We start from the raw sequence: 26,565 nt of genomic DNA, 5'->3' as shown, positions 1-26,565 counted from the left end.
GGGCGTCTCCCGGCCGCGATCCGGGGCCGGGGTCACGACCATTTCCGCCATGGGGCGCTCTTGCTCTGCCAAAGCTCCTCCAGGTGGGTCTTGTCCCGCAGGGTGTCCATCGGGCGCCAGAAGCCGTCGTGGCGGAAGCTGGCCAACTGCCCCTCCGCCGCCAGCCGCTTCATGGGCTCCTGTTCCCAGATGGAATCGTCGCCTGCGATGTAGTCCAGCGTTCTGGGATCGAGGACGAAGAAGCCGCCGTTGATCCAGCTTCCGTCGCCCAGCGGCTTTTCCTGGAAGCCGGTGACCCGGTTGTCCTCGATCTCCAGCTGGCCGAAGCGCCCCGGCGGGCGGACGGCGGTGACCGTCGCCAACCGGCCATGGCTCCGGTGGAAATCCACCAGCTTGTCGACATCGACGTCGGCGACGCCGTCGCCATAGGTCATGCAGAAGGGCTCGTTGCCGACATAGTCGCGGATCCGCCGCAGCCGTCCGCCGGTCATGGTCTCCTCGCCGGTGTCGACCAGCGTGACCTTCCACGGCTCGGTGCTCGACTGGTGCGTCGACATGGATTTGTTGGCCATGTCGATGGTCACGTCGGACATGTGCAGGGCGTAGTTGAAGAAATACTCCTTGATCACATAGCCCTTGTAGCCCAGGCAGATCAGGAAGTCGGTGATGCCGTAATGCGTGTAGATCTTCATGATGTGCCAGAGGATCGGCCGGCCGCCGATCTCGATCATCGGCTTGGGCCGCGTCGAGGATTCCTCGCTGATGCGCGTGCCGTATCCCCCGGCGAGAATGACGGCCTTCATGGGACGAGTTCCTTGATCATCCGGGCGAAGGTGTCGGCCATGTACTCCGTCATCTGATCGTCGATGCCGGGCCAGATGCCGACCCAGAAGCTGTCCCGCATGATCTTGTCCGTGTTCTCCAGGCCGCCGAAGACGCGGTATTCCACGTCCTGGAAGGCGGGCTGGCGGGTAAGGTTGCCGGCGAAGAGCAGGCGCGTCCCGATGCCGTGATCCTCCAGATAGCGGACGACGGCGTTCCGCTTGAGCGGCGCACCGTCCCGGATGGTCAGGAGGAAGCCGAACCAGCTCGGCTCCGAGCCGGGCGTCGCCTCGGGCAGCAGGAAATACTCGTCCAGCCCCCTGTCCTTGAACGCGCGGGACAGGGCCAGATGGTTCTCGCGCCGCTTGCCGATGAAGGCGGGCAGTTTCTCAAGCTGGCTGAGGCCGATCGCGGCCTGCATGTCCGTCGCCTTCAGATTGTACCCGAGATGGGAGTAGACATACTTGTGATCGTAGCCTTCCGGCAGGCCGGCGAATTTCTGGCCGAACCGGTTGCCGCAGGTGTTGGACTGCCCGGGCTTGCACCAGCAGTCGCGGCCCCAGTCTCGGAAGGATTCGATGAGGGTGGCCAGCGACTTGCGGTTCGTCATCACGGCGCCGCCCTCGCCCATCGTGATGTGGTGCGCGGGGTAGAAGCTGAGCGTCGCGATGTCGCCGAAGGTGCCGACGGCCTTGCCGTTCAGGGCGGCGCCGAAAGCGTCGCAGCAATCCTCAATGAAGTACAGATCGTGCCGCTTGGCGAATGCGGCGACGGCGTCGGCGTTGAACGGGTTGCCCAGGGTGTGGGCGATCATGACGGCACGGGTCTTGTTGCTGACCGCCCCCTCCAGCCGGTCGATGTCCACGTTGTGGGTCGCCAGATCGACGTCCACGAAGACGGGAACGCAGCGGTTCTGGACGATCGGCGCCACCGTGGTCGGGAAGCCGGCGGCGACGGTGATGACTTCGCTGCCGGGGGCGATCCGCTTGTCCTGGAGACGCGGGGAGGTCAGGCATGAGAAGGCCAGGAGATTGGCCGCGGAACCGGAAACCGTCAGCTTCGCGAAGCGCGTGCCGAACGTTTCGGCGAGCTGGCTTTCGAAACGGTCGGCAAAACGGCCGGTCGTGAGCCACATGTCCAGCGAGGCGTCGATCAGGTGCACCAGGTCGTTGGCGTCCAGCACCTTGCCGCTGGGCGGGATGTAGCTTTTCCCCGGAGTGAAGGATCCGGGCTCGATCGCATCGAAATACTTGCGGGCGAGAGTCTTGATCTCTTCCCGGATGGATTGCGGATCGTTCTCTTTTCGATGGTCCGGACCACTCACTTCCATGCCCTCCGCTTTGCCGCCTACGTCGCTCAAGATCAGACTCTCTCAATGATCCGGAGAGATGGTGTCCGTTCGTATTGCCGTGCCGAGGACGGAGAAAAACTCTCGTCCCGATCAGAAGCATTCATATTATTCTTCCAAGGGAAGAATATATCCCATCGCCAAGATGATCGACATAGTTCACCACCGGCAGATCGATCAAGCCGATCTCCGGGTTCGCCGCCGCGTATTCTATGATGATCATGGCCATCAAACGTTCCGCGATGTAGGCCAGCGACCGTTCGAGTTGCAGCCCTGCGGAGAGATCGATGTTCCTCTCGACTTCGAACATGATGTCGAAAAGGCTTTCCAGAATCTGGGAGAAGACTTCGGTCCTGGCGATGAACATGTTGCAGTAGGGGGCCCACTTGTTGTGGACAGCCTCACCGGCGATGATGGGATAGTTCCCGCCCTTCTTATGCAGGATGGAAACCAGGAGATCCCAATGCTCCTTGTCATGAATGCGCTTGAAAAGCTCGACCATGCCTTCGTTCGTGACGAGCCGCCGGTTCACGATGATGGACGAGGCGGTCGCCTTCTCTATGTAGGACGAGATCTCGTCCGTCGATTGGTCGAGGGCCTGGATATACCTTTCGAAGCCGCTGCGGCCCGCGTTTATGAAGATGCTGGGATGGCGGAGGGTTGCCCGCGTCATCACTTCCGTTTCCGAAAAAAGGCGGCGCATCGTCCGGTTGTCAAAAAAATACAATCGACGGTATTGCTGAAATCCGATGACGTCGTATTGATTGATGCTGTTCTTCCAGACGCTGAACTGCGCCCGCAGGTCGCCGTAGGACCCCGCGTTGTGCCCGAGCGAGCCGAGCGACACCCCCGCGTGATCGCCCATGAAGCCGTCGGGAGGCGCGCTGGTGCAACCGACCATGAAGGGGACGAACGGAGCCTGCGTCGGCGTGAGGATGCCTTCCTTATGATGAACCGTGAATATACCGATGCGCATGTTCATTGTCTCCGGAAGGAAATCACGCAGGGCAAATAAAGGAAGGCGATGAACCGGTTAATGCCGTTCGCCCTGAAATCTTATGTCAGCGCCATAATGTGGTTCGGCTTGGGTCATGAAGGGGTTCACGTTTGCCGCTCGGCCGCAAGGAACAGCGTGGAGGCGAAGCACCGGCCGAAAGCCAGGCCATGTTCCAGCGCCGTCGACAGGGGCTTGTTGCCGAGCGCCAGATGCAGCCCGATCGGCAGGGTGAAGATCGGCGTCGCGTCGATCACCCGCAGCCCTTGGCGTGCGACGCTGCCGGTCAGGGCGCGGTCGTCGAAGCAGCGGTAGACCTCGCCACCGGTCCGGGCGCGCAGCGCCACCAGCAGCCGGTTGGGGCTGGCCCGGCGGGGCGCGTCCAGCACGATGCCCTTGCGCGACAGGGCCGCCATATGGCCGATCATCGCGTCGGGGTCGGCGACGTGCATCAGCACGCGCGAAGACACGGCGGCGTCGTGCGTCGGCTCGACCGGATGGTTCGGCGCGTCGGCGACGATGTCGCCCAGGCGGCAGGCGATGCTCAGCCCCTCGGCCCTCGCCTTGGCGTCGAGCCGCTCCAGCATGGCTTCCGACTGGTCGAAGGCGGTGACGGCGTAGCCCAGCCGGGCGAAGGCCAGCGACAGCTTGCCGGTCCCGGCCCCCATGTCGACGATCGAGCCGGCCGGGCCGACCAGACAGCGGATCTGGGCGGTGAAATAGCCGACCTCGCGGTCGTTGACGTAGTCGTCCTTGTCGATCCGACGCTCGGCGTCGTAACCGGCGACCAGCGCGCGCGACCGGTAATTGGCCTTGTTGTCGATCGAATCCATCACCGGACCTGCTACCGCTCCACCCGTCGCGGAACAAACAGCAGCCGGGGGAGCGGGTCAAGGGACGAATTGCCGGCTTGGGGGCGCCTCAGACCCGGGCGTGACCCCAGAAATTGGGGTAGAGCACCATCGGGAAATGGTTGGAGGCCTGGAGGATCAGCAGGCCGGGCCAGCCCAGCGACTGGCGGACCAGCGTCTTCTTGAACTCGGTGTCGCTGCGGTTGCGCTCGATCCGCACGTCGCGGAAACCGGCCCGGCCAAGCAGGCGGCGCAGGCTGCCGTAGGTCTGCAACGAGCAATGCTCGCGGAAGATCATGGCCAGCTTCTCGCGGTTGAACGCGCGCAGGGCCAGGATCCAGTAGGGTGCATCGACCAGCAGGTTCGGTGTCTGGAAGACCAGCCGTCCGCCCGGACCCAGCAGGGTGCAAAGCTCGGTCAGGTAGGCCTCGACGGGGGGGATGTGCTCGATGACGTCGAACATGGTGATGACGTCGAAGCAGCCCTTGGCGAAGGGGAAGATCGTGCCGTCGTAGACCTGCATCCGGCCCTTCAGGTCGGGGTAGGCGGCTTCGCCCTTGGCAATGGCGGCGGCGTCGATCTCCAGCCCCTGGACGTCCGCGTAGCCCTGCCGGCGCAGATTCTCCAGGAAGCTGCCGTGGCGGCAGCCGACGTCGAGGATGCGCGCGGCCGGATCGATGCCGAGCGATTGGAAGTAGCTCAGGCACGAGGCCGTGTCGCCCCGCTCGCCCTCAAGGGAAACCACATCGGTCGCTGCCATGTCCCGCCGCCCGTCCCGTTCGCCCTGGAGCCCCGTTGATACGGACCACGGCCCCCGATTGCAATGAGTTGTGACGGGTGTCGCAGCGCCGGGGCGGCCGTTCCAGCCGCCGTCGGGTTCAGGGGCAGGGCCCGGCCGATGAAGCCGTTGCGAATGAGGCGCCGCGGGAAGGCGGCCGGGGTGGTGGAGGAGAGGGAGGCACCGACGCCGCGCGGGCTTGCTCCCGGTTTCCGCATGAGCTAAAGCATGGTGGGATTTTATCCGCATGTTTTGCCGATGCCCTATCTATTCTTCGGGAGCGCCACACGAATGTCGTCTTCATTGGCCGGACAGCCGGATTTGGTGCGTGCTCCCGCCGGTGTTCTGCGCTGGTTGGCGCCAATTCTTGTCGCGGTCCTTTTCCTGGTCTTTGCCGCCGGGTCGTTTTGCTACTACGCCCAGCACGCCTTCATCAACGCCGACGCCTGGGCCGTCTACGACATGGCGCGCAGTTTCGACGAGCGTTTCTACCACGGCACGCTGATCCGGCAGTTCCAGTTCGATCTCGATTACGGCTCCAGCTACGCGTTCCTGGGGCCGGTCCTGGTTTACGCCGCGGATGCGCTGACCGGGCTCGGCATCTACGGCCACTACATCGTGACCGTCCTGGCCGGGCTGGGCTCCCTGCTGCTCGGCTGGGTGATCCTGGGCAAGGCGGCGGGGGGCATGGCGGACGAGAGGCGGCCCCCCGCCGTGGCGCTGTCGGCTCTGCTGCTGGCCGTCGTCGCCTTCAACATCTGGGAGCTGTACCGGGACGTCTACCGCGCCTCGACGATCCCGATCGCCCTGTTCTTCATCCTGGCGGCGCTTGCCCTGCTGCCCCGGCGCGGCGACCTGACGGCCAGCCGGGCCTTCGCCGTCGGGGTGACGATGGGGCTGGCGGCGATGACCCGCTTCGACGTCAACCTGCTGGTGCTGGCCTTCGCGGGGGTCGTGCTGGCCACCGCCGGCCGCCGCCGGATCCGGGCGACCGTGCTCTATGCGGCCGGCGTGCTGCTCACAGTTTCGCCCTGGATCGTCTTCTCGCTCGCCGTGTTCGGAAAGCCCTACGCCTCCGACAACGCCATCGTCGCGGTCGCCGTCAAGCAACTGCATTCCCTGGACCTGATCCTGCCCGGCGAGCCGACGCTGTTCAGCGACTTCGACGGCTGGCTGGCCCGCGTCTCGCTGACCGCCGCCGATTTCCTGAACATCCTCCACGTCATGCTGGCGCGCAGCCCCTTCGCCTGGGTCTTCCTGGCCGGCGTCCCCGTCCTGGCGCTGTTGCTGACGGGTTGGGGGCTGGCCGGCGGCCGGCGCGGCGGGACGGCGCCGGAGGCGGACGGCGCGGTCGCGGCCCTGCGATACCCGGCCGCCGTGACGCTCACCGCGCTCGCCGGGCTGCTGCTGTTCGTCGGTCCGGTGGCCACCGGCTACCAGATGAACACCCGCTACTATTCGATGACCTTCCTGCTGGTGGCGCTCGCGCTGCTGGGCTGGACCCTGGCCGGGATGGCGGCGGCGGAGCAGCGGCTGGGAAGCCGTGGGCCGCGCCTTGTGCTGGAGGCGGGGTTGGTCGGACTGTGCCTCGCGGGCTTTCCGACGATGCTCCGCGAGGCGTTCCAGGAGGGCTGGCCGCCGCTGCGCTTCAACGAGGCGAACCGCCACGCCGAGGCGCACCCCGACCTGATGCGCTGCGTCCCGGCGGACGGCCGGACGCTGCTGCTGTTCCGCTACACCAGCCAGACCTTGCAGGACGGCATCCGCTTCGGCGTGCTGGCGCGCCGCGTCGTCCTGATCATGCCCAACAACTGGCCCGAGGTCCCGGCGGCGCGCAAGCTCGCCTTCCTGCGCGAGGCCCGTGTCAGCCACGTCTGGCTCGACGAGGCAGAGTCGCGCGTGGAGCTGGTGGACGAGGGCATGGTCCTCCAGCCGGTGGCGGGCTGCACCGGTTTCTACAGCGTCGGCACGCCCTGATCCCTGCCGGGAAACGGGTCGAAAAAGGGGAAGGGGAAAAGCCATGAGGCACATCGTCGTCGGGTCCAGCGGCTTCGTCGGTCAGCGGCTGGTGCAGGCCCTGCTTGAGGCGGGGGAGCCGGTCGTGGCGTTCAGCCGCGCGCCGGTGGCGGGTGGCCCCACGCCGGAAGAGGGGGCCGGCGGCGTCTTCGTGCCGGGCGACATCCGCAGCGCGGAGGATCTGGCCCGGCTCGATCTGCGGCCGGACGACGTGGTGCATCATCTGGCGGCCCGCCATTTCGGCAACGGCGTTCCGCTGCACGGGCGGGACGCCTGGTTCGAGGAGGTCAACGTCGGCGGGACCCGCCAGCTGCTGGCGGCGATGCGCCGGGCCGGCACCGGGCGGATGGTCTTCTTCTCGACCGACATGACCTACGGCCTGCCGGAACGGCTCCCGGTCACCCCCGACCATCCGCAGAAGCCGCTCGGTCCTTACGGCCGCACCAAGCTGGAGGCCGAGGCCCTGATCCGGCGGGCGGCGGCGGAGGACGGGCTGCGGGCGACCATCTTCCGCCCCCGGCTGATCAGCGGGCCCGGCCGGCTCGGCACCCTGGCGACCCTGTTCAAGCTGATCCGCAAGGGCCTGCCGGTGCCGATGATCGGCAGCGGGAGGAACCGTTACCAGATGATCTCGGTCGATGACTGCGTGCGCGCCGACCTGCGCGCGGTCGCGGCGGGCTGTCCGCCCGGCCCCTTCAACCTGGGCTCGGAAACCCCCAAGACCGCCCGCGACCTGCTGGGCGCGGTGATCCGCCACGCCGGCTCCTCCTCCGTCCTCGTGCCCACCCCGGCCAGGCTGGTGACGGCGACGCTGGCCCTGCTGGACCGGTTCGGCCGCCCGCTCATGTACCCCGAGCAGTATCTGAGCGCGGACGCGGACTTCGTCTTCGACACGCGGACGACCCGGACGGTCCTGGACTGGCGGGCCGAGGACGACGACGTCGACGTGATGATCGCCGCCTACGAGGCCTTTCTGCGGCTGTGACCCCGTCCCGTCAGGCGGCGCCCTTCAGGACGCCGGCGCAGATGCGCAGGGCGTTGGCCATCACCGTGTAGGTGGTCGGCGTGCCGGGGATCGACGGCAGGACCGAGGTGTCGACCACATGCACCCGGCCCGAGCCGAAGGGGCGGCCGAGCACGTCGGTCTGCCCCGGTTCCGGCGCCCGCGCCATTGGCAGGGACCCGCCGAAATGCAGGCTGTGGCCGGGCGGGCTGCTTTCGGCCAGGAAAGGCAGCGGCCGTCCGCCGAACACTCCGCCGAAGCGGCCGAGCCGCCCCATGAACTCCTTGAAGATCGGGCGGGTGTCCGGGCGCGGCCCGGCCTCGACATGGCCGATCCCGTCCTCCTCGTTCGCCGAGACGCGGTAGCGCAGGGTGCCGGAATCGTTGGAGTGGAAATAGACCATCCCGATCATCATGCGCTCGAACATGGGCGTGCCCAGCCGCATCAGCGGGTGGGCCAGGGCCCCCAGCTTCGCCTTGAGGGATTCGAAGAACAGGTCGTTCACCCCGTAGAGCTGGCAGTGGAGCGTGTGCGGGGTGGAGCGCAGGCCGACGTCCTGGATGTAGACCTGCGCCAGCGTGTTGGCCCGCTCGTCCACCGCCCCCTTGACCCGCCGGTAGCGCAGATAGGGGAAGTAGTATTTCTGGCTGTCGTGGATGATGAAGTCGCGGTCGCACAGGCCCTGGGACCGCGCCACGATGGCCGTGGAGCCCATGACGCCGCAGGCGACGAACAGGCGGTCGAAGCGGTGCTCCTCGCGGGGGCCGCCGTCCGCCGGCCGGCAGACGGCGGCGACGCCGTCCGGCCCCTCGGCGTAGCGCAGGACGTGGCGTCCGCCCAGGTAGCGGAAATTGGGCCGGCCCGACAGCGAGCGGATGACGTCGGCCGCGTTGAAGATGGCCCGGTGCGGGCAGCCGTGCATGCACAGCCCGCAGGAGGTGCAGCCCATGCCGCCGACCGAATGCTTCGGCCCGACGGCGATCTTGGCGCGCCCGCAGCGCAGGCCGGCGGCCGCCAGCCGCTCCCGCCCGCGCGCCACCCCGGCGAGGATGCGCTGCCCGTGCAGGCCCAGCGGGTAGTTGGGCCGGGCGTCGAGGCGGGCGTCGTACAGCTCGTCGATGCCGTCGCCGGCGTCGCCGCTGACGTCGAGGATGGCGTCCAGCTCGGCGAAATGCGGCGTCAGGTCGCCGGCCGGGAAGGGCCAGTCGGCCATGTCCCGCTGCGACACGGCGCAGACGTTCGCGCCCCAGGCGTTGCTGAGGCCGCCGAGCGCCAGGGAGGTCTCGACGTGCAGGCCGGCGCCGCTGGACAGGCGGTTGGGCGGGATCGACCGGTAGACGAAGTCGGAGCCGAAGGGCAGCTTGGGAGGCAGGACGGCGGTCTCGCCGACCACGCTCTTCCGCTGGGCGGTGACCGCCTCCATGAAGCGGTCGCGGTCGACCGCGTGGTCGGCCTGGGTGAAGGGTGCCAGATGCGGCTCGATCTCGAAACCGACGTCGATGACGGTCACGTCGAAGCCGGCCTCGACGAAGCGGTGGGCGACGGCGGCGCCCGAGGGGCCCGAGCCGACGATGCCGATTTTTCGGCCGTTCAAGACGCGTCTCCCCGAATGAGCCAGCCGGTCTCGGCCGCGCGGGTGTCCGGCGGCGCGATGTGCTGCTTCATGCAGATGTTGTTGCCCCGGCAGGGCGCGGTGTCCATCGTGTGGACGCAGGGCGAGCAGAAGCACTTGCGGTAGAGCACGGTCTCGCGCGTCGTGTCCGTGAAGGCGGCCAGCCGGCGGTAGGGATCGGTCGGCCCCCAGTAGGAAGTGATGGGGACCGGCAGCAGCCGCGCGATGTGGTTGACGCCGGAATCGATGGTCAGCAGCTCGTCCGCCATCGTCAGCCAGCGGGCGGACCCCGTGAGGCTCTCCTTGCCGGCGAGGTCGACCACCCGCCAGCCGGGCAGCGCGGCGCCGAGATGGGCCTGGGTGCGGGCGGCGCGGGCCTTGTCGGCGGGACCGCCCAGGACCAGGACCGTGCCGGTCGCTTCGGGATGCCGGGTCTTCAGCACCACGGCCCATTCGGCGTCGCTGAACTCGCGCTCCGGCACCAGATCCGAGCAGTAGGGCGCCAGGGCGACGATGGGGCGCGGGCAGTCCGGCGGGGCCGGCGGCGCCTCTTCCAGCCCGTTGCGGGCCCGGAAGCGGCGGGCGGTCTCCTCCATCGACGGGATGGTGCCGCCGAGCGCGCGGGCGATCTGGAAATAGGCGAGGTAGATGGGCGCGCTGTCGTTGTAGAAGAAGGAGTGGGTGCTCAGGTTGTTCTGCCACTGGTTCCAGCTCAGCGTCAGCCCGATGCGGTTGCGCGCCAGGGTCAGCAGGCAGAAGACGCTGGTCAGCTTCGAGTGCATCTCGAAATTGATGATTGTGTCGGCGCGGAAGACCATGCGCAGGATGTGCAGGCAGCTCAGCAGGAAGCCGCCGGCCCGGTCGGTGGAGATCACGGCGTAGTCATCGAAGACCCCCGCCAGCTCGGCGAATTTCTTCACCGCCGGGGAGCAGAGCAGGGTGATGCGCGTGTCCGGGTAGCGGTCGCGCAGGGCCAGCAGGGCCGGCAGGGCGATCAGCAGGCTGCCGCCGCCGAGAATCTTCACGACCACCAGCTGGCCGCGGACCTCGGGAGCGTGGTCCCGCCGCGCCAGCTTGCGCGCGACCCAGGCCAGGGGGGTGAAGAGGATGGCGAGAACCGACCCGATCCAATAGTCGGCCTGCTTGAGAGCCTTGAGATTCATGGCCCACGCTCATAGCACGGTGGAAAGGGCCGCCACAACGGAGGCGGCCGGAGGGGCAGGTCACCCGAAACAGCCGGGGGCAAGGCCTATGACGGGCGTTCCGGCGGCTTGAAGAACCACAGGAGTCCGCCGGGCAGCGAGGCCAGGAGCAGCGCCGTGCCCAGCAGCACGGACACCAGGAAGGCGTCGTCGACGCCGACGCCGTGGACCTGCAGGCCGGCGACCATGGCGCCCTCCCGGATGCCCCAGCCGTTCAGGGAGATCGGCATCGAGGCGAGCGTCAGCGCGATCGGCACCACGGCGAAGCCCGCCTGCACGCCGATCGGGGCGCCCAGGGCGCGGGCCAACAGCAGCACCGCCCCGACGAACAGGATCTGGACCAGCAGGGACAGCGCCAGGGCGTTGAGCGAGGCCGGGGTGGTCAGCCCCTTCTCGGCGCTGCGCAGGATCGTCCGCAACGTGTCGAACAGCCGCAGCCTCAGGCGCGCCGGCAGGGGGATCCGGTTGAGGAAGAGGACCGCGGCGAAGCTGCCGACCATCACCGCACCGGCCAGCAGCCCGGCCAGGGCAAAGTCGGGTGCGATATGATAGAGCAGGGTGACGGCGGCGACGATGTCGAGGAGGAGAAGGCCGAGCAGCCCGGCCAGCCGGTCGATCAGCAGGCTGGCCACCACCCCTTCGGCGGGGTGGCCGGACCGGTAGGCCAGCCAGCCGCGCACGGCGTCCACCCCGACCCCGGCCGGCAGGACCTGCCCGAAGAACTGGCCGACCAGGCTGTGGCGGACGGCCTGGTTCAGCGGGAGCGACAGGCCGACGGCGGCGCCGGCCCATTGCCAGCGGATCGTGGTCACCAGCAGCGCGCCGCAGACTAGGGCGAACCCGCCGAACAGCCAGCCGCCGTCGGCGTGCCGGAGCCGGTCCGCGGCCAGCAGCCAATCGACGCGGCGCAGCAGCCACGCCACCAGCAGGACGGTGACCGCCCCCTTGGCCGCGAGCATCCATTTCGCCCGCCCGCTGAACTGCCCGAGCGGAGGCGCGCTATTCTCGAAGGAAAACGGCATCCTGGGTCTTCCGGCCTCCGTGGGGACGGGGTCGGCAATATCCCATACCCTGTGCTTTTGCAAGATTCCCCGCCCCGCCCCGCCCCGCCTCCGCACCCGGCCCGGTTGCGGGCGGTGGCCTTCAGATCGGCCGGGCCATGGGTTGGACCACCGGGCGAACGGCTTCCAGACGCTGCCGGAGCGCCTCGGCCATGCGGTCGAAGACCGCCGACCAGGGCTCGTCCGGGGCCTGCCGGAACAGGGTAGCGCTGTCGTAGAAGGGCGTGTCGGTCCGGTCGACGAGCCAGCGGCAGTCGGGCACCGGCTTCAGCGCCACCCAGGTCTTGGCCCCGACCGCGCCGGCCAGATGCGCGATCACGCTGTCCGCCGTGACCACCAGATCCATCTGGTCGATGACCCAGGCCGTGCTGACGAAGGCGTAAGCCGGATCGGCGAAATACGAATCGAGCGGCCGTTCGACCGTGAGCCCGCTCTCCGCGTCCGGTGGTTCCGGCTGGAGGCTGACCAGACGAATGCCGTCCCGCAGCAGCAGCTTGGCGAACAGCGCCAGCGGCAGGTCCTTGGTGGCGTCGGTCGTCGTCCACTTGATGCCGATCAGAACATCGCCGTCCCTGCGTTCCAGCGTCGGCGCCCGGTGAGGACTCTTCGCAATCTCGATGTACGGGCCGCTGCCGAAGCAACGGGCGGCGTCGGTTTCGAGCGTGTAGAAGAGGTCGAACGACTGCGCGCGGAAATCGACGGGGGGAAGCCGGTCTCCTTGGGTGAGGGCGCTCGTCACCCCCTTGCCCAGCGCGCACAGAGCTTTCAGGCCGGGAACGCAGACGATGTGCACGATCATGCCACGCTGGCTGAAGTAATCGGCGTAGCGCAGGCATTGGATGACGTCGCCGAAGCCCGATTCCCCGTTGATGAGGATGCGTGCGCCTTCCCGGATGGTGCCGTCCCAGATCGGAACGGGCAGATGGGTCTTCCACCAGCCCACCACGTCGTAGTCGTATTTGTGGGCCAGCAACCCCTTGAACTCCGACCAGCGTCCGAGCCGGAAGGCGAGGTGCATCGACATCATGCAGGCGTGCGCGTGCTGGCTGCGGTCACCGGCCGCCGCCGCATGCCGGTACGCCGCCGCCGCGCCTTCGAAGTCCCCGTCCGCCTCCAGGAAGAAGCCGAGGTTGAAGAGGATGTCGAAGCGGCCCGGCTCGATGAGCGTAGCGACCTTGGCGAAGCGGGCAGCGGTCCGGTAATGGCCTTCCCTGCGCAGCTTCGGGGTGGCGCCGCCGAAATGGAAGAACAGCTGTTCGTAGGCGGCGGGCGATTGCCGGAGCTTCGGCATCAGGGGGGCGATCACGTCGATCCGCCGGGAGAGGCCGTCCGTCGGCTGGACGAAACGCTCCAGGTAAAACCTGGTCAGGCGGGCCAGCGTGCGGTCGAGATCGTTGGTCATGCCGTGGCGGTCCACCGCCCGGCCGATCAGGTCGAGGCCGCCCTTCACGTCGCCCCACTGGACCAGGAGAACGGCAAGGCCATGCAGGGCGTCGTGATGCGTCGGCTCAACGGCAAGTATCGCGTCGTACAGGAGGCGCGCGACGAACAGACGCCCCTCGCTGTGATGGTGCCGTGCGTCCAGCATCGCGGTCGCCGTATCCAAAGCGCCGTGGCCCAATGCCTCCAGGCCCCGGGGCGGGGCGTCCGTGCGGAGGGCGGCCTCCATTCCCTCTCTGGACGGGAGGGCCTCCACCGTGATCGGAAAGGAAGGTGTTTCGTTCGACATCATGCACCGTGGAGGCGGCCGCGTTCGGAAAGGCAAGGGCGTGTTTCCGCAGGAGGACGCTCATATCATCGCCGAACGTCAAGGGCGAAGAGAAAGCGTTCGCCGCGTCGATGCCGACGCCTGACGGCATGGACAGCAGGTGACAGGCCGATCCGTCGTGGTCTAGGATCGGCGGCGCTGGGTAGGATTTGAATAAACTTAGAGAATTCGAACTGTCGCCCCTGTGCAGGATAAAGACGTGATCAACCGTACATCAGCATTGACGCACGCCTCCCTGGCGGAGCACATGCCCTTTCGGCTGTTTCAGCGCGCCTCCATTCGGCGCCGGGCGGAGCAGGGGCACAACATCGGTTTCGACGCGCCCGTCCCGTTCTTCCCCTCCATCCCGGATGCCGAGGCGTGGCGCAACGTCACCTTCCTGGTGCATGACCCGAACTACATCGGCCATTATTTCCACTTCATCGAGATATTCCTGGCCCTCCATGCCTTTCACCGGAGCTATCTGCCGGACGCGGCGGTGGCCCGGATCGTCTTCACCAGCCGGAACTGGACAAACCCGGCCCAGAACAACATCCAGAAGGAGCTTCTGTCCGCCATCTACCCGAACGTCGAGGTGATGACCCCGGCCGACATGACCGATGTCGACCTGACCAACGTGGTCCTGATCGACCGTACCCTGGCCGTGACCCGGATCAACAAGTTCCTGGAGCCGGTGCTGCCGATCGCGGGCGCCTGGACGGGCGGGCTTGCGGACGTGCTTTTCCGCCACGTGGCGGCCTCGCCGAAGCCGCCCCCCGCGCCGGGCGAGGTTCGGCGAGCCCTCTATGTGAAGCGGAAGCCGCCGCGCTGCCTGTCCGGCCCGCTCGAGGCGCAGCTTCTACGTACGCTGGAGGAGGGCGGCATCCAGGTGGATGCGGTGGATTACGCCGAGCTGCCCTGGCACGAGCAGGTGCGGAGAACCGCGGGCTACGATCTTCTCGTCGGCGTGCACGGCAACGGGATGACGAACCTGCTGTGGCTGCCGCCGCACGGCGCCGTGCTGGAGATCTTCCCGGCAGGCGCGCATCATTACGACTACCAGATCCTGGCGGAACTGAAGCGTCACGCCTATTTCGGCGTCGAGGGCCGTGCCGACGGCTTCGTGTTCCGTGAGCACAGCCGGCATGGCGACGCCTTCGGGCATGGGGCGGACAACAACAAGGAGATCGCCGAGATCTCCTGGTCCGCCGTCGCCCGGTTCATCGACGCCGCCCATGGGCAGTGAGGCTACGGGCGGCCATTCCTCCGGCCGGCCGGGCCTTGTCCGGTCCCAGAGATTGCGGTTGACTTAAGGGGGGGAGCCGCTAGGAAAGGGCGGCGGCGGGACTCTCATTGCCGCGCAACGGCCGGATGGGACCTGCGCTGCTCCGGCGGGAAGCTGGTGAGTTCATGAACACGCGGATGGTTTCCGTCATCGCCCCCTGCCACAACGAGGAAGGGGTCATCGCCGAGTTCCATCGGCGTCTCTGCGCGGCGCTGGATGGCATCGAGGAGGAGCTGGAGGTCGTCTACATCGACGACGGCAGCACCGACCGGACCCCCTTCATCCTCAACGAGATCTGCAAGCGCGACCCCCGCGTCGCCGTGCTGCGCCTGTCGCGCTGCTTCGGCCACCAGATGGCGCTGACCGCCGGGCTCGACCATGTCGAGGGCGACGCCGTCGTCATCATCGATTCCGACCTCCAGGATCCCCCCGAAACCATCCTTCCCATGCTGGAGAGATGGCGCAGCGGCGCCCAGGTCGTCTACGGGCAGCGCCTGTCGCGCGACGGCGAGAGCCGCTTCAAGCTGGTCACGGCCAAGGTCTTCTACTGGCTGATCAACGCCATCTCCGACGTCCACATCCCTTCCAACGTCGGAGATTTCCGACTGATGGACCGCACCGTCATCGACGCGCTGCGCTCCATGCCGGAGCAGCACCGCCTGCTGCGCGCCATGATCAGCTGGCTGGGGTACCGGCAGGAGGGCGTCCCCTACCACCGGGAGCGCCGTTACGCCGGGGTCACCAAATACCCGCTGCGCAAGATGATCCGGCTGGCGCTGGACGGCTTGGTGTCGTCCTCGGCGATGCCCCTGCGCATCATGTCGATCGTCGGGTTGATCACCTTCGTGTCCTCGATCGTCGGGGCGGTCTCGGCCCTGTCGTGGTGGGCGTGGACCGGAACCTGGGTGCCCGAGCCGCTGTCGGTCTTCCTGATCGGCCTGCTGTTCACCGGCTTGCAAATCTTCTGCTTCGGCATCATGGGCGAGTACATCGGCCGCATCTACGGCGAGGTGAAGAGCCGGCCGCTCTACCTGATCGGCGAAAGGCTGGGCAAGGGCAGCGAGGCCGCCAACCGGCCGCACGCGCGCCGGGGTGCCGGCCGCGCGGTCGGGGAGGTGCATTCGATGGCCGTGGTCGACCATGGCCGGTAAGGGGGCGCTGAGGGGCGCTACGACGGGGTCCGCGCCATGAAGCTGCTTTTCCTGAATTACGAATACCCGCCGATCGGCGGGGGTGCCGCCACGGCGAGCCGGCACCTGATCCGCGAATGGACGGCCATGGGCTGCGAGGTGCGGGTGCTGACCACCCATTACCCCGGCCTGCCCTGGCGCGAGGAGACGGACGGCGCGGTCATCCACCGCCTTCCGGCCTTCCGCCGCCGGCCCGACCGTGGCCGCATCGGCGAGATGGCGCTCTACATGGCGGGGGCCTCGCTGGTGGCGCCGGTGCTGGCCGCTCGCTGGCGGCCCGACGCGGCGCTTGCCTTCATCGGCATTCCCAGCGGCCCGGTCACCTGGCTGCTGCGCCAGCTGACCGGGGTTCCCTACGTGGTCTGCCTGCGCGGCGGCGACGTGCCGGGCTTCCGTTGCGAGGGGGTGGACCGCTTCCACCGGCTGCTCGCCCCCATGACGCGGACGGTGTGGCGCCAAGCGGCGGCGGTCACCGCCAACAGCGCCGGCCTGGCCGATCTGGCCAAGGGCTTCATGCCCGGCCTGGACATCCCGGTCATTCCCAACGGCGTGGACTCCACCCTCTTCCACCCCGCCGCCCCGGCCCGGGCCGTTGCCGAAGGGGCCGCCCCCACACGCTCTTCCGATGGGCCGGTGCGCCTGCTGGCGGTCGGCCGGCTGGTGGCGCAGAAGGGGATCGACGTGTTGATCGACGCCCTCGCCCGGCCGGGCCTGGACAACGTCGCGTTGGACGTGGTCGGCGACGGCGAATGGCGCGACGCGCTGGAAAGCCAGGCCGCCGGCCTCGGGCTGGCCGGTCGGGTGCGCATCCATGGCTGGCTCAGCCGCACGGCGCTCGCCGATGTCTACCGCAAGGCCGACGTCTTCGTCCTGCCCTCGCGCGACGAGGGGATGCCCAACGTGGTGCTGGAGGCGATGGCGAGCGGCCTGCCGGTCGTCGCCTCGGCCGTGGCCGGCGCGTGCGATCTGGTGGTGGAGGGCGAGACCGGCTTCCTCGTCCCGCCGGAGGAGCCCGACGCCTTGGCCGCCGCGCTCCGCCGTCTGGCCGGGGACGCGGCGCTGCGCGCCGGGTTCGGCGGGCGGGGCCGGGCGCGGGTCGAGGAGAGCTTCTCCTGGCGGTCCGCCGCCTTGTCCTTCCTCACGCTGGTCGAGGAGCGGCGGGCGGGCGGCGGAACCATGGTCCGGGATACCGTTTGAGAGCGGTTGCGGAGGCTCCGGCTCAGGGGCGCCGGGCCAGAACGAAGACGTAGTCGCCCCGGTCCCAGCGGTTGGACAGGAACAGGGTGTAGAGCGCCTCGGCGACGAGGCGGCGGACCGGTCCGTATTCCCCCTCGGTGCCGCGCGCGCCGGTCAGCGTCAGAAGGTCGCGGTAGAGCGGCGAGAAGAAGGGGAACCCCCACTGCACCACCCGGTCGACCACCAGCCCGGTGGCCTCGACCTTCGCCTTCAGCTCGCCGTAGCGGTAGTTGCGGACATGGCCGACGCCCTTCTCGTAGGCACGCATGCGGCCCTGCATGGTGGCGACCAGCAGGTGTTTCCCGGTCATCCGGGCGAGGTTGGCGATGGCGGTTACGTCGTCCTCGATGTGTTCGACCACGTCGGTGCACAGCACGAGGTCGAAGCGGCGGTCGAGCGCCCCCTCCGTCAGGTCGAGGCGGAAGAACTCGGCGTCGGGCGTCCGCTGGCGGGCGATGCGCAGCGCGCTCTCCGAGAAGTCGGCGCCGCTGTAGACCGCCGGCTTCCCGGCGCGCAGCGCCTGGATCAGCGAGCCCTCGCCGCAGCCGACGTCCAGCACGGTCTGCGCCGGCAGGTCGGCGATGATGCGGGCGATGATCCGGCGCAGATGCCGGCCGGTCGGCCCGTGACGGCGCATGTCGGTCCATTTGCTGTCCCAGCCCTCGTCGTAGCCGGCGAGCTCCAGGGCGGCCAATGTGGGGGCCGTGGCGGGGGTGGGCGGACGGTCTTGCGGCAGGGCCATCGGCCTCTCCTAAGGGGATGGCGGGCCGGCCGGGCGGGCCAGCAGCACCATGCGGAATTCGCCGAACAGGACGGGGCTGACGCTCTCGATGAGGCGCAGCGCCGAGGCGGTGACGCCCCGCGCGATGTTGCGGCGGTCGGGGTTGAACTTGACCATGGTGAGGGCGCCCGGCTCCAGCCCGGCCCGGCGGACGGCGTCGTGCAGCGTCTCCGGCGTGAAGAAGACGATGTGGTCGCAGTCGTAGATGCCGCGCAGCGGCCCCTGGACCCGCCCGAGGGTCAGCCCGTGGGCGAGCGCCGCGACGCGGGTGATCAGCCCGGCGTGGTTCGGGGTGTAGACCAGCAGGACGCCGTCCGGCTTCAGGAAGCTGGCGGCCTCGCGCAGCAGGCGGACGGGATCGAGCACATGCTCGATCAGGTCGAGCATGGTGACGACGTCGTAGCCGCCTTCGCGCCCGGCCAGGAGCCTGGGTAGGGCGAGGGCGTCGCCGGCGATCACCTCGGCCCCGCTGGCGGTGCGGGCCAGCTCGGCCAGGCCGGCGTTCAGTTCGACCCCGGTGACGTCGTAGCCGGCGCGCACCGCGGCGCGCAGGAAATTCCCGGGGCCCGAGCCGATGTCGAGCAGACGGGCGCCGGGTTGGACGCGGCCGCGCAGGATCTCCAGGATGCGCGCGAACTCCTTGTCGGCCTCGGCCTCGTCGTCGCGGTGCTGGTAGAGCCCCGTGTCGGCGTAATAATCGGCGAGCGGCACGTCGGGACGCGCGGCGATCTTGAACTGCAGGCCGCAGCCCCGGCAGGTGACGACCCGTCCAGGCACGGCGCCGGGGGTGGAAGTGACGGAGAAGTCGTAGTCGTCCCGGTGGTCCGTGCCGCCGCAGGCGGGGCAGACCGTCCAGGGGCGCTGGGGGGCGGGGGCAGACACGGACAAAGGCTCTCCGGTTTCCGGCGGAACCGCCGGGGTGGCGATCATACCGCGCGAACGGTCGAAATCAACTGTGGGACGCGGACGGGGCGCGGCGCCCGCCCGCCGTCGTCTCCGCGATTCCCCGCGCCAGGGCGATGAGTGGCGCGGTCGCCCGTCCCAGCAGGGGCAGCAGCAGGATCTGCGCCACGGTCAGGCCGAGCGCCCAGGCAACCCCGACCCAGGCGGGAGCGCCGTCGGCGATGACGCGCTTCAGATGGGGCTGGACGAACTGGAGGACGAAGCCGTTGACGATCAGCAGGTCAAGCGTCCGCGCCCCGAGGGCGGAGAGCGCCGTCGCTACGCCCCCACCCCGTTGCGCGAGGGCCTGCGCGCTCCACAGCACGCCCAGGCTGCCGAGCAGGGCCGTGACCAGGAAGGCCGGAGCGAAGCCGATCGCCCCGAAGGCCATCCAGACGGCAAAGCCCCCGTTCAGCGCCGGGATCCCGCAACGCGCGGCCGGATCGAGCAGGCAGCCGTTGTTGAGCGGGGCGAGCAGCAGCGTCGCCGCGATGGCGGCGGGGATTACAAACGGGCGCAGCCGGGCCGACGGGCCGGCGTGGTCGGAGCGCGTCAGCCAATGCCCGATGGCGTAGAACACCGCCCCGGGCAGCAGCGCCCCCATCTGGAAACGATAGGTTCCCGTCGTTTGGGCGGCGACGAAGGAGGCGGCGAGGAGCGCCGCGACGGCGGCCCGGCCGGCCGGCCCGCTCCGCGCCATCGCGTGATGGGCGAACTGGACGAAAGACAGCGCGACCAGGAACCAGACGACCGAGGTGTAGAAGCCGTAGCCGTTCAGCAGGGGGAAGAGGAGGCTGTCGAGCGTTGCGCCGGGATCCCCGAGGCCCCACGTGCCGAGCCAGCCCAGCGCGTGGACGGCAGCCGCGAGGAGCAGGAGGAAGAGCGCGCTCGCGATGGCGTCGCGCGTGCGCCGCTCCCGGAACAGCATGCCGGAGACGAGGAAGAACAGCGGCATGTGGAAGCTGTAGAGAAAACGCCACTGGGCGAAGGCGAAACCCAGTTCCTGCGCCCGCCCGAGAAAGGCCATCTCCAGGGCGTGGCCGTAGAGGACGCACAGGATCCCGATGGCGCGGGCGATGTCCAGCTCGGGCCGGCGGTGCGATGCCGGGCCGGTCATGTCACGCCCGCCGTTCGCGCAGAACCAGCAGGTCGACAGCGATCCCGAGCACCGCCACCATGATCTGGAACGCGAAAATGGCCAGGGACAGGGCGAGGGCGCGGTCGGGCGCGACACCGAAATGCCCCAGCATGCCGACCAGCGAGATTTCGCGCAGACCGAGGCCGCCGATCGTCAGAGGAGCCAGCAGGACGACGGTCAGCATGCCGATGATCACGCACCAGATCGCGTAGCCGAGATCGATCCCCAGCCCCATGCCGAACAGAACGCAGCCGGCGACCGTCAGCGTCTGGGACAGCACCCCGTAGGCGAGGCAGAGCGCCACGGTGCGCGGCTGCATCGCCTGGGCGCGCCAGGACTCCAGGAAACGGGACAGATGCCGGCCGATCCAGCCGCGCCAGCCATCGGCATCGCTTCGGAACAGGCGCAGGAGGACCGTCTGGACCGGATGGACGGCCAAGGCGGCGACGGACAGCAGCAGGATGCCGAGGGCGGCGGCGGTCGCCCAGACGGCGCCCCCGCCGCCGAAGCGCGTCGGTTCGGTCAACAGGCCGGTCAGGGACAGCAGCAGGATGGCGAAGCCGCCGACCAGCTTGTCGAAGACCACGGCCGACACCACCCCGCCCGCCTCGGCCCCGTTCCCCCGGCTGAGGCGGTAAGCCTTGACGGCCTCGCCGGCGATCTGGCCGGGCAGCAGCAGGGCGTAGGCCTGGGCGATCAGGGTGTAGGCGAACAGGGAGCCGACCCGCCGCTCCGGCAGCAGCACCCCGAGCTTCAGCGCGTTGACGGCGTGCGTCGCGGCAAGCAGCGCCATGGCGGCCGCCGCGAGGGATGGCTGCATGCCGCCGAATTCGTGCAGCACCTCCACAAGGTCGATCCGGCTCAGCAGAAACAGCAGGATGCCGGCGCTGACCAGAAGCTTGAGGGGATAGCCCAGCGATCGCAACGGGGGGAGCGTCAACGCACCGTCTCTCCGACATCGGCGACGGCTGCGGCTGCGGCTGCGGCGACGGCGGCCCAATCGACCAGCGGCGACAGCAGCGCCGGTTCCCCGTGGGTGGAGCGGCCGGGGACGGTGGTCAGCACGGTGCGGCCGCGCGTGATCAGGTTGATGAAGACGGCGAAGTCGTCGGGGTGCCGGCTGCTGGTGAAGCGATCGAACAGCGGCTTGTCCTGCCGCAGCGTGCCGACCCGCACCGCGAAGGTCATCGTGGTGCTGGTGGTGAACTTCCAATGGGACGAGGCGGTCAGGATCAGGCGGGTCACCTCGCCGCCATGGCTGACCACCGGGTTTCCGGCGAGGGCCGGCGCCTTGTACTTGTCGGCATGGTCGTAGAGGCTGACGTAATCGGCCCGTTCCAGCCCCTCCAGCAGGGTGGCGCCGGCACCTGGCAGGTGCAGGTAGTCGTCCTCGATGAAATAGAAGGGCTCGGCGTCGTCGTGTTCCAGCGCCAAGTCGCGGGCGTGGATCCAGGACGGGCCGTTGCCCAGGCTGGTGCGCTGGATGCGGATGGCGTCCTTGCGTCCAAAATGTTCGGCGGCTTCCCGCTCGATCATGACCACCGTTTCGTCGTGGCAGTTGTCCGCCACCACCGTCATCCGGCCGGGCAGAGGCCCCACCGTTTGCAGGAAATTGCGCAGGCAGGTGCGCTTGTCGGCGATCTTGGGCTTGGGATAGCCGCCGTCGCTGATCCGGTAGATGACGTTGAGCGGCCCGGCGCAGGGTCCGCGCCGCCCGGCCATCGCGTCGTGGCTGGACAGGGCGCAATGGAGGTCGGAGAGCCGGACCGGCTGGTGCGGACCCTGGCCGGTGCTGCGCCGCAGCCCCTCGATGGCGGTTTCCGCGTCGCCGCCCAGCGCGCTGAGGTTGCCCAGCGCCTTCCAGCCTTCCAGCCAGTCCGGGCGCAGGGTCACCGCCCGCCGGAAGGCCGTGGCGGCGTCGCGGTAGCCGGCGGTGCGCTGGTGCGCGTTCCCGGCACCGGCGTGAAGTTCGGCGGCGTCCGGTTGCAGGGCGATGGCCGAACGGTAGGCGGCAAGTGCCGCCGTCGCCCGATTCTGAAGGAGCAGCGTCTGGGCAATGCCGAGCCGGACAGGGACCAGATCCGCGCGCACCGCCAAAATCTGGCGATAGACGGTCTCCGCCTCCGCCAGCCGGCCGGCGTCGCGGTGCCCGTGGGCGAGCGCCAGGGCGTCCTGGATGGTCATGGTCTGGGGTGCTCCGCCGCCCATGGCCGGCGACGGTGCCGCCGGGCCCTCCCGGCGATCGGCGGGGGCAGAATCGGAAACGGCCGCGGCGGCCGGATCGCCGGAGACGGCGACGAAGGCCTCGGCGAAGGCGCGCCACGTCCGCTCGCCGCGGATGAAGCGTTCGGCGCGCGCGCCGCGTGCCTTGGCGGCGCTGCGGTCGGCGTAGAGGGTTTCCAGCCGCTCGACCAGTTCCTCGACCGAGGATTCGCCCCAGCCGACACGGCTGCCGTTGCGGTCGGGCACCGGGCGCTGGTCGTCGAGCGTCAGGCAGACGTCGCCGACGACCAGGTCCATGTGGCCGGTGTTGGCCGACAGGATGACGGGAACGCCGCAGGCCATCGCTTCCATGGCGACGAGGTTGGTGGCGCCTTCGCAGCGGTTCGGGAAGACGGCGGCGTGGCATTCGGCCAGCACGCCGGCGATCTGGTGACGGCCGAGGAAACCGAGGTCGAGGAAATTGCTCTCGTCGGCGCCGTTCTCGAACGCCCAGCTGCGGACGTCGATCCGGTTGTCGCGCACGCGCGGAGGATGGGGGACCAGGGTGGATTCCGCCATGCCCATGCCGACCTCGGTCCAGGCGTTCTGCCACGCGGTGACGAGCAGGGCGTCGGGGTGACGGGCGTGGAAGCGCAGGAAGGCGGCCAGCACGATGTCCTGCCCCTTGCGGAACTCCAGCTTGCCGCCCGAGAAGATGACGAAGCGGTCGCCGAAACGCCCCGAGGGCGGCGGCACGACCAGTTCGCTCGCGTCGATGCCCTGGAGGGCGCAGCCGATGTTGGTGAAGCCCTGGTCCTCCAGAAGCTTCCGATTGTAGGTGGAGTGGACGACGATCCGGTCGTAGCGGCGCGCCCGTTCCAGGATGGCGCCGTCGAAGCGGGTGTCCTCGTAGGCGATGACGCCGATGTTGCGGCGGCCTTGGAAATGTTGGCTCGGCGGGCCGGGCACAAAGCCGTTGCCCAGCGCGTGCATCACGTCGCATTCCCGAAGCTTCAGCGTCTTGCCGGGATTCTGTTCGGTCAGGGCGAGGGTTTGTTCATACGACGCCACCAGGGGCTGGAGCCGCGCCCGGTTTTCCGGCCGCAGGCTGCTCATCAACGGCTTTTCCAGAAGCAGCGGCGGGCGGTCCTGCTCGACCAGATACAGGGCGGTGTGGACCCCGACCAAGCCCCAGCCATGGATCTCCGAAAGCTGCCAAGTGAACGCCAGTTGAGGAAGCATGACGATGGTCCCGGTTTTCCTGCGATAGCGATGCTGCGACCGCCAAGGCTCGACTGTCCGGCAACCCGCGGGGGGACCATTCCGCGCCGGGTCGGCGCTTGTCAAGCCGTGTCGGGTTGGCCGGAGCCTTGGCACGGAAAGGGTGAGCAAAAAAGAAAGGGGCGCCCGAAAGCGCCCCTCCCCTTGTCTTCAGGCTTTCGCCAGGGATCAACCGAGGTTGACGTTCCCGGTGCCGAGCAGGACACCGTTGAAGCGCGCCAGCAGGCGGGCTTCGGTGGCGGCAACCTGACCGTCTCCGTTCGCGTCGATCACCAGGTAGAGCCCGGTGTTCGTCCCGTCGTTCGCCAGCACCAGGTTGCTCGCGTTCGCCGAGGAACCGGTCAGCGAACCCAGAGCGGTGCGGAAGCTGGCCAGCCCAGCGTCGGCCAAGTCCGACACGGCCGTGGACAAGGCGACGACCTCGTCCGTGGTCATGTTCACCGCACCCTGCGCACGGGTCGCCCCTTCGAGGGCACCGGTGCCGTTGCGGTCGACGAGGGTCCCCAACGCACCCGAGATCACGACGCGATCCGTGGTCTGGAAGTTGTTGATCACGTCGAAGCCGGTGTTGGCACCGGCCGCACCACCGTCACCACCCGTCGTGAAGACGATCTGGTCGGCGTTCACACCGGCCTGCAGCGTCACCGTGTCGGCACCCGCGCCGCCGACGAAGCGGATGGAACCGCTCGTCACCGTCACGACATCCGAACTGGTGCCGCCGAACAGGGTCTCGACGCCCGACACCGTGAGGGTGTTGGCCGTGTCGCCCAGACGGACGATGTCCGTACCGGCGCTGCCCACCAGCGTTTCGACACCGCGGGTGATCAGCGAGCCCGCCGTACCCAGGGTGACGACGTCGTTGGCCGTGCCGCCGATCAGGATCGACACGCCCGACACCGTCAGCGTGTTGCTGGTGTCACCCAGGAACACGATGTCGCTGTTGGAAGAGCCGACCAGCGTCTCGACGTCGCGCAGGGCGATCGTGTTGCCCGATGCGCCCAACCGGACGATGTCGGTGCCCGTACCGCCGACCAGAACCTCGACGCCGCTGACGGTCAGGTCGTTGCCGGCCGAACCCAGGAAGACGATGTCGGTGCTGGTGCCGCCGGTGAGGGTCTCGACGCCCGACACCGTAAGGGTGTTGGCCGTGTCGCCCAACCGGACGATGTCCACCGCCGCGCTGCCGATCAGGGTCTCGACGCTACGGGTGATCAGCGTGTTGCCCGACGTGCCCGTCAGGCTGACGATGTCGTTGGCCGTGCCGCCGATCAGGATGTCGACCTGGGAGATGGCCACCGTGTTGGCGCCGTTGCCCAGGAAGACGATCTCGGTGCCGGTGTTGCCGATCAGGGTCTCGACGTCGCGCACGGCGATCGTCGTGCCGGAGGAACCCAGCGTGACGACGTCGGTGCCCGCGCCGCCGACCAGAACCTCGACCGCGTTGACGATCAGGTTGTTGCCGGCCGAACCCAGGAAGACGACGTCGGTGTTGGTGCCGCCGGTGAGGATCTCGACGCCCGACACCGTGAGGGTGTTGGCCGTGTCGCCCAACCGGACGATGTCCACCGCCGCGCTGCCGATCAGGGTCTCGACACCACGGGTGATCAGCGTGTTGCCCGCCGTACCGCCCAGGGTGACGATGTCGATGGCCGCGCCGCCGATCAGGATGTCGATCTGGGTGGCCACCAGGGTGTTGGCGGTGTCGCCCAGGAAGACGATCTCGGTGCCGGTGTTGCCGATCAGGGTATCGACGTCGCGCACGGCGATCGTCGCACCAGCGACGCCCAGCGTGACGATGTCGGTGCCCGCGCCGCCGACCAGCACTTCGAGCGCGTTGGCGACCAGGGTGTTACCAGCGGAGCCGAGGAACACCACGTCCGTACCCGCGCCACCCGTCAGGGTTTCCAGCGAGGAGACCGTCAGGGTGTTGCCGGCGGAGCCGAGCACGACGAGATCGGTGAAGGCGCCGCCCGTGATGCTCTCCAGGCCGGAGGTCAGCAGGGTGTTGCCCGCGGTGCCGGCGAGGGTGATGACGTCCACGCCCGTGCCGCCGGTCAGCGTTCCGATGCTGGAAACCTGAACGACGTTCCGGGTGTTGCCGAGAATGACCAGATCGGAGGTGCTGCCGCCGGTCAGGGTCTCGATGTCACGCATGACCAGCGTGTTGCCGGCCACACCGAGGAGGGTGACGACATCGACGTTCGCGCTGCCGACCAGGACTTCCACCTGACCAACGACCAGCGTGCCACCGGTGCCGCCGAGGTAGACGACGTCGTTGCCGAAACCGCCGCCCAGGGTCTCGATCGCCGAGACCAGCAGGGTGTTGCCGCTGGAGCCGAGGGAGACGCTGTCGACGCCCACGCCACCCGTGAGGGTTTCCAGGGACTGGACGACCACCGCGTTGCCGGCGGAGCCGAGCGTGACGACGTCGGTGCCCGTGCCGCCCCAGACCTGTTCGACCAGGGTGACCGCTAGGGTGTTGCCGCCGGCGCCGAGCGTGATGATGTCGGTGCCGGTGTTGCCGGTCAGGGTCTCGATCGCCGAAACCACCAGCGTGCTGCCGGAGGTGATGCCGATGGTGATGACGTCGGTGCCAGCACCGCCAGCCAGGGTCTCCAGGGCGGCGACCAGCAGGGTGTTGCCGGTGTTGCCCAGCGTGACCAGATCGTTGCCGGCGGAGCCGGTCAGGGTCTCGAGGTCACGGACGACGATCGAGTTGCCGTTGCCGGCCAGCGTGACGACGTCGGTGCCCGCACCGCCGATCAGCAGTTCGACCGCGCTGACCAGCAGGTTGTTGCCGACGGAGCCGAGGAAGACCAAGTCGGTGCCCGCACCGCCCGTGATGGTCTCGAGCGCCGAGGTCAGCAGGGTGTTGCCGGCCGAGCCGAGGGTGACGGTGTCGACGCCGGTGTTGCCGATCAGGGTCTCGACCGACGAGACCAGCATCGCGCTGCCGGTGGTGACGCCGATGGTGACGACGTCGGTGCCCGTGCCGCCGGCCAGGGTCTCCAGGGCCGACACGACCAGCGTGTTGCCGGTGTTGCCCAGGGTGACGGTGTCGATGCCGCCGGAACCG

Annotated in this window: 21 protein-coding genes; 6 read left to right on the top strand and 15 right to left on the bottom strand. The window is 68.8% G+C overall.

Translation table 11 applies throughout. The annotated features are described in order from the left end of the window. Window positions 1–32: 32 nt before the first annotated feature. The 5 genes from rfbF to EJ913_RS16675 all read right to left on the bottom strand — a co-directional run bounded on the left by rfbF (window position 33) and on the right by EJ913_RS16675 (window position 4,775). A complete protein-coding gene (gene rfbF / locus EJ913_RS16695) occupies window positions 33–803 on the bottom strand; it encodes a glucose-1-phosphate cytidylyltransferase (RefSeq protein WP_126999881.1) in 771 nt (256 codons plus the stop codon). After that, a complete protein-coding gene (gene rfbH / locus EJ913_RS16690) occupies window positions 800–2,182 on the bottom strand; it encodes a lipopolysaccharide biosynthesis protein RfbH (protein WP_244939386.1) in 1,383 nt (460 codons plus the stop codon). The genes rfbF and rfbH overlap by 4 nt, the downstream gene beginning before the upstream one ends. 91 nt (window positions 2,183–2,273) lie before the next feature. After that, window positions 2,274–3,152, bottom strand: coding sequence for a DUF4422 domain-containing protein (locus tag EJ913_RS16685; RefSeq protein WP_126999879.1), 879 nt, complete (start codon window positions 3,150–3,152; stop codon window positions 2,274–2,276). Between the two features lie 119 nt (window positions 3,153–3,271). Then, the gene (locus EJ913_RS16680; protein ID WP_126999876.1) at window positions 3,272–3,997 is read right to left on the bottom strand and encodes a class I SAM-dependent methyltransferase; all 726 of its coding nucleotides are present in this window, start codon (window positions 3,995–3,997) and stop codon (window positions 3,272–3,274) included. An 88-nt stretch (window positions 3,998–4,085) separates the two neighbouring features. Beyond that, a complete protein-coding gene (locus EJ913_RS16675) occupies window positions 4,086–4,775 on the bottom strand; it encodes a class I SAM-dependent methyltransferase (RefSeq protein WP_126999874.1) in 690 nt (229 codons plus the stop codon). Between the two features lie 372 nt (window positions 4,776–5,147). Between EJ913_RS16675 and EJ913_RS16670 the strand changes: the two genes are divergently transcribed. After that, entirely contained in the window at window positions 5,148–6,770 is a 1,623-nt protein-coding gene (locus EJ913_RS16670; protein ID WP_185909810.1) for a hypothetical protein, read from the top strand. Between the two features lie 43 nt (window positions 6,771–6,813). Continuing rightward, entirely contained in the window at window positions 6,814–7,794 is a 981-nt protein-coding gene (locus EJ913_RS16665; RefSeq protein ID WP_126999872.1) for an NAD-dependent epimerase/dehydratase family protein, read from the top strand. Window positions 7,795–7,804: 10 nt separating this feature from the next. Here EJ913_RS16665 and EJ913_RS16660 read toward each other — a convergent pair whose 3' ends face one another. The 4 genes from EJ913_RS16660 to EJ913_RS16645 form a co-directional block, all read right to left on the bottom strand. Continuing rightward, window positions 7,805–9,406: a GMC oxidoreductase gene (locus tag EJ913_RS16660; protein ID WP_126999871.1), complete on the bottom strand. Its 1,602-nt coding sequence runs from the start codon at window positions 9,404–9,406 to the stop codon at window positions 7,805–7,807. Continuing rightward, on the bottom strand, window positions 9,403–10,587 hold the full coding sequence (locus EJ913_RS16655) for a glycosyltransferase family 9 protein (RefSeq protein ID WP_126999869.1): 1,185 nt from the start codon (window positions 10,585–10,587) through the stop codon (window positions 9,403–9,405). Before EJ913_RS16655 ends, EJ913_RS16660 begins: the two co-directional genes overlap by 4 nt. A gap of 86 nt (window positions 10,588–10,673) precedes the next feature. Beyond that, window positions 10,674–11,585 (bottom strand): lysylphosphatidylglycerol synthase transmembrane domain-containing protein, encoded by a 912-nt coding sequence (locus EJ913_RS16650; RefSeq protein ID WP_185909809.1) that lies wholly within the window; start codon window positions 11,583–11,585, stop codon window positions 10,674–10,676. 184 nt (window positions 11,586–11,769) lie between these two features. Further along, window positions 11,770–13,275: a tetratricopeptide repeat-containing glycosyltransferase family protein gene (locus EJ913_RS16645; protein ID WP_185909808.1), complete on the bottom strand. Its 1,506-nt coding sequence runs from the start codon at window positions 13,273–13,275 to the stop codon at window positions 11,770–11,772. Between the two features lie 109 nt (window positions 13,276–13,384). Here EJ913_RS16645 and EJ913_RS31680 point away from each other — a divergent pair, with 109 nt between their 5' ends. The 4 genes from EJ913_RS31680 to EJ913_RS16630 all read left to right on the top strand — a co-directional run bounded on the left by EJ913_RS31680 (window position 13,385) and on the right by EJ913_RS16630 (window position 17,106). Next, window positions 13,385–13,540, top strand: coding sequence for a hypothetical protein (locus EJ913_RS31680; protein ID WP_185909807.1), 156 nt, complete (start codon window positions 13,385–13,387; stop codon window positions 13,538–13,540). Between the two features lie 114 nt (window positions 13,541–13,654). Beyond that, window positions 13,655–14,680 (top strand): glycosyltransferase 61 family protein, encoded by a 1,026-nt coding sequence (locus EJ913_RS16640; protein WP_126999865.1) that lies wholly within the window; start codon window positions 13,655–13,657, stop codon window positions 14,678–14,680. 164 nt (window positions 14,681–14,844) lie between these two features. Continuing rightward, the gene (locus tag EJ913_RS16635) at window positions 14,845–15,870 is read left to right on the top strand and encodes a glycosyltransferase family 2 protein (protein WP_185909806.1); all 1,026 of its coding nucleotides are present in this window, start codon (window positions 14,845–14,847) and stop codon (window positions 15,868–15,870) included. 36 nt (window positions 15,871–15,906) lie between these two features. Beyond that, complete coding sequence (locus EJ913_RS16630) at window positions 15,907–17,106, top strand: glycosyltransferase (RefSeq protein ID WP_126999863.1); 1,200 nt, start codon at window positions 15,907–15,909, stop codon at window positions 17,104–17,106. A gap of 22 nt (window positions 17,107–17,128) precedes the next feature. Here the strand turns inward: EJ913_RS16630 and EJ913_RS16625 are convergent, their stop codons facing one another. From EJ913_RS16625 to EJ913_RS31675, 6 genes are all read right to left on the bottom strand, one after another. Further along, entirely contained in the window at window positions 17,129–17,887 is a 759-nt protein-coding gene (locus EJ913_RS16625; protein WP_126999861.1) for a class I SAM-dependent methyltransferase, read from the bottom strand. A gap of 9 nt (window positions 17,888–17,896) precedes the next feature. Continuing rightward, window positions 17,897–18,808, bottom strand: a complete 912-nt coding sequence (locus EJ913_RS16620) for a methyltransferase domain-containing protein (RefSeq protein ID WP_185909805.1) — start codon at window positions 18,806–18,808, stop codon at window positions 17,897–17,899. 67 nt (window positions 18,809–18,875) lie between these two features. Next, window positions 18,876–19,985, bottom strand: a complete 1,110-nt coding sequence (locus EJ913_RS16615) for an acyltransferase family protein (RefSeq protein ID WP_126999857.1) — start codon at window positions 19,983–19,985, stop codon at window positions 18,876–18,878. A 1-nt stretch (window position 19,986) separates the two neighbouring features. Further along, window positions 19,987–20,946, bottom strand: coding sequence for a lysylphosphatidylglycerol synthase transmembrane domain-containing protein (locus tag EJ913_RS16610; RefSeq protein WP_238519336.1), 960 nt, complete (start codon window positions 20,944–20,946; stop codon window positions 19,987–19,989). Further along, window positions 20,943–23,450, bottom strand: a complete 2,508-nt coding sequence (locus tag EJ913_RS16605; protein WP_126999855.1) for a glycosyltransferase — start codon at window positions 23,448–23,450, stop codon at window positions 20,943–20,945. The genes EJ913_RS16610 and EJ913_RS16605 overlap by 4 nt, the downstream gene beginning before the upstream one ends. A gap of 207 nt (window positions 23,451–23,657) precedes the next feature. Further along, the coding region (locus EJ913_RS31675; RefSeq protein ID WP_185909804.1) for a beta strand repeat-containing protein at window positions 23,658–26,565 on the bottom strand (2,908 nt) is incomplete at its 5' end.

Origin of the sequence: Azospirillum doebereinerae (assembly GCF_003989665.1) — a bacterium.
GTDB lineage: Bacteria > Pseudomonadota > Alphaproteobacteria > Azospirillales > Azospirillaceae > Azospirillum > Azospirillum doebereinerae.
Note: the sequence above shows the minus strand (reverse complement) of the source record. Positions and strands in the feature narration are given on the sequence as shown.

Excerpts from the sequence above, each read along its gene's own strand:
- EJ913_RS16625 (WP_126999861.1), bottom strand. The coding sequence starts at position 17,887 with ATGGCCCTGCCGCAAGACCGTCCGCCCACCCCCGCCACGGCCCCCACA.
- EJ913_RS16605 (WP_126999855.1), bottom strand. The coding sequence starts at position 23,450 with ATGCTTCCTCAACTGGCGTTCACTTGGCAGCTTTCGGAGATCCATGGC.
- rfbF (WP_126999881.1), bottom strand. The coding sequence starts at position 803 with ATGAAGGCCGTCATTCTCGCCGGGGGATACGGCACGCGCATCAGCGAG.
- EJ913_RS16645 (WP_185909808.1), bottom strand. The coding sequence starts at position 13,275 with ATGCTGGACGCACGGCACCATCACAGCGAGGGGCGTCTGTTCGTCGCG.
- EJ913_RS16635 (WP_185909806.1), top strand. The coding sequence starts at position 14,845 with ATGAACACGCGGATGGTTTCCGTCATCGCCCCCTGCCACAACGAGGAA.
- EJ913_RS16680 (WP_126999876.1), bottom strand. The coding sequence starts at position 3,997 with ATGGATTCGATCGACAACAAGGCCAATTACCGGTCGCGCGCGCTGGTC.
- EJ913_RS16675 (WP_126999874.1), bottom strand. The coding sequence starts at position 4,775 with ATGGCAGCGACCGATGTGGTTTCCCTTGAGGGCGAGCGGGGCGACACG.
- EJ913_RS16665 (WP_126999872.1), top strand. The coding sequence starts at position 6,814 with ATGAGGCACATCGTCGTCGGGTCCAGCGGCTTCGTCGGTCAGCGGCTG.
- EJ913_RS16650 (WP_185909809.1), bottom strand. The coding sequence starts at position 11,585 with ATGCTCGCGGCCAAGGGGGCGGTCACCGTCCTGCTGGTGGCGTGGCTG.
- EJ913_RS16685 (WP_126999879.1), bottom strand. The coding sequence starts at position 3,152 with ATGAACATGCGCATCGGTATATTCACGGTTCATCATAAGGAAGGCATC.
- EJ913_RS16655 (WP_126999869.1), bottom strand. The coding sequence starts at position 10,587 with ATGAATCTCAAGGCTCTCAAGCAGGCCGACTATTGGATCGGGTCGGTT.
- EJ913_RS16630 (WP_126999863.1), top strand. The coding sequence starts at position 15,907 with ATGAAGCTGCTTTTCCTGAATTACGAATACCCGCCGATCGGCGGGGGT.
- EJ913_RS16615 (WP_126999857.1), bottom strand. The coding sequence starts at position 19,985 with ATGACCGGCCCGGCATCGCACCGCCGGCCCGAGCTGGACATCGCCCGC.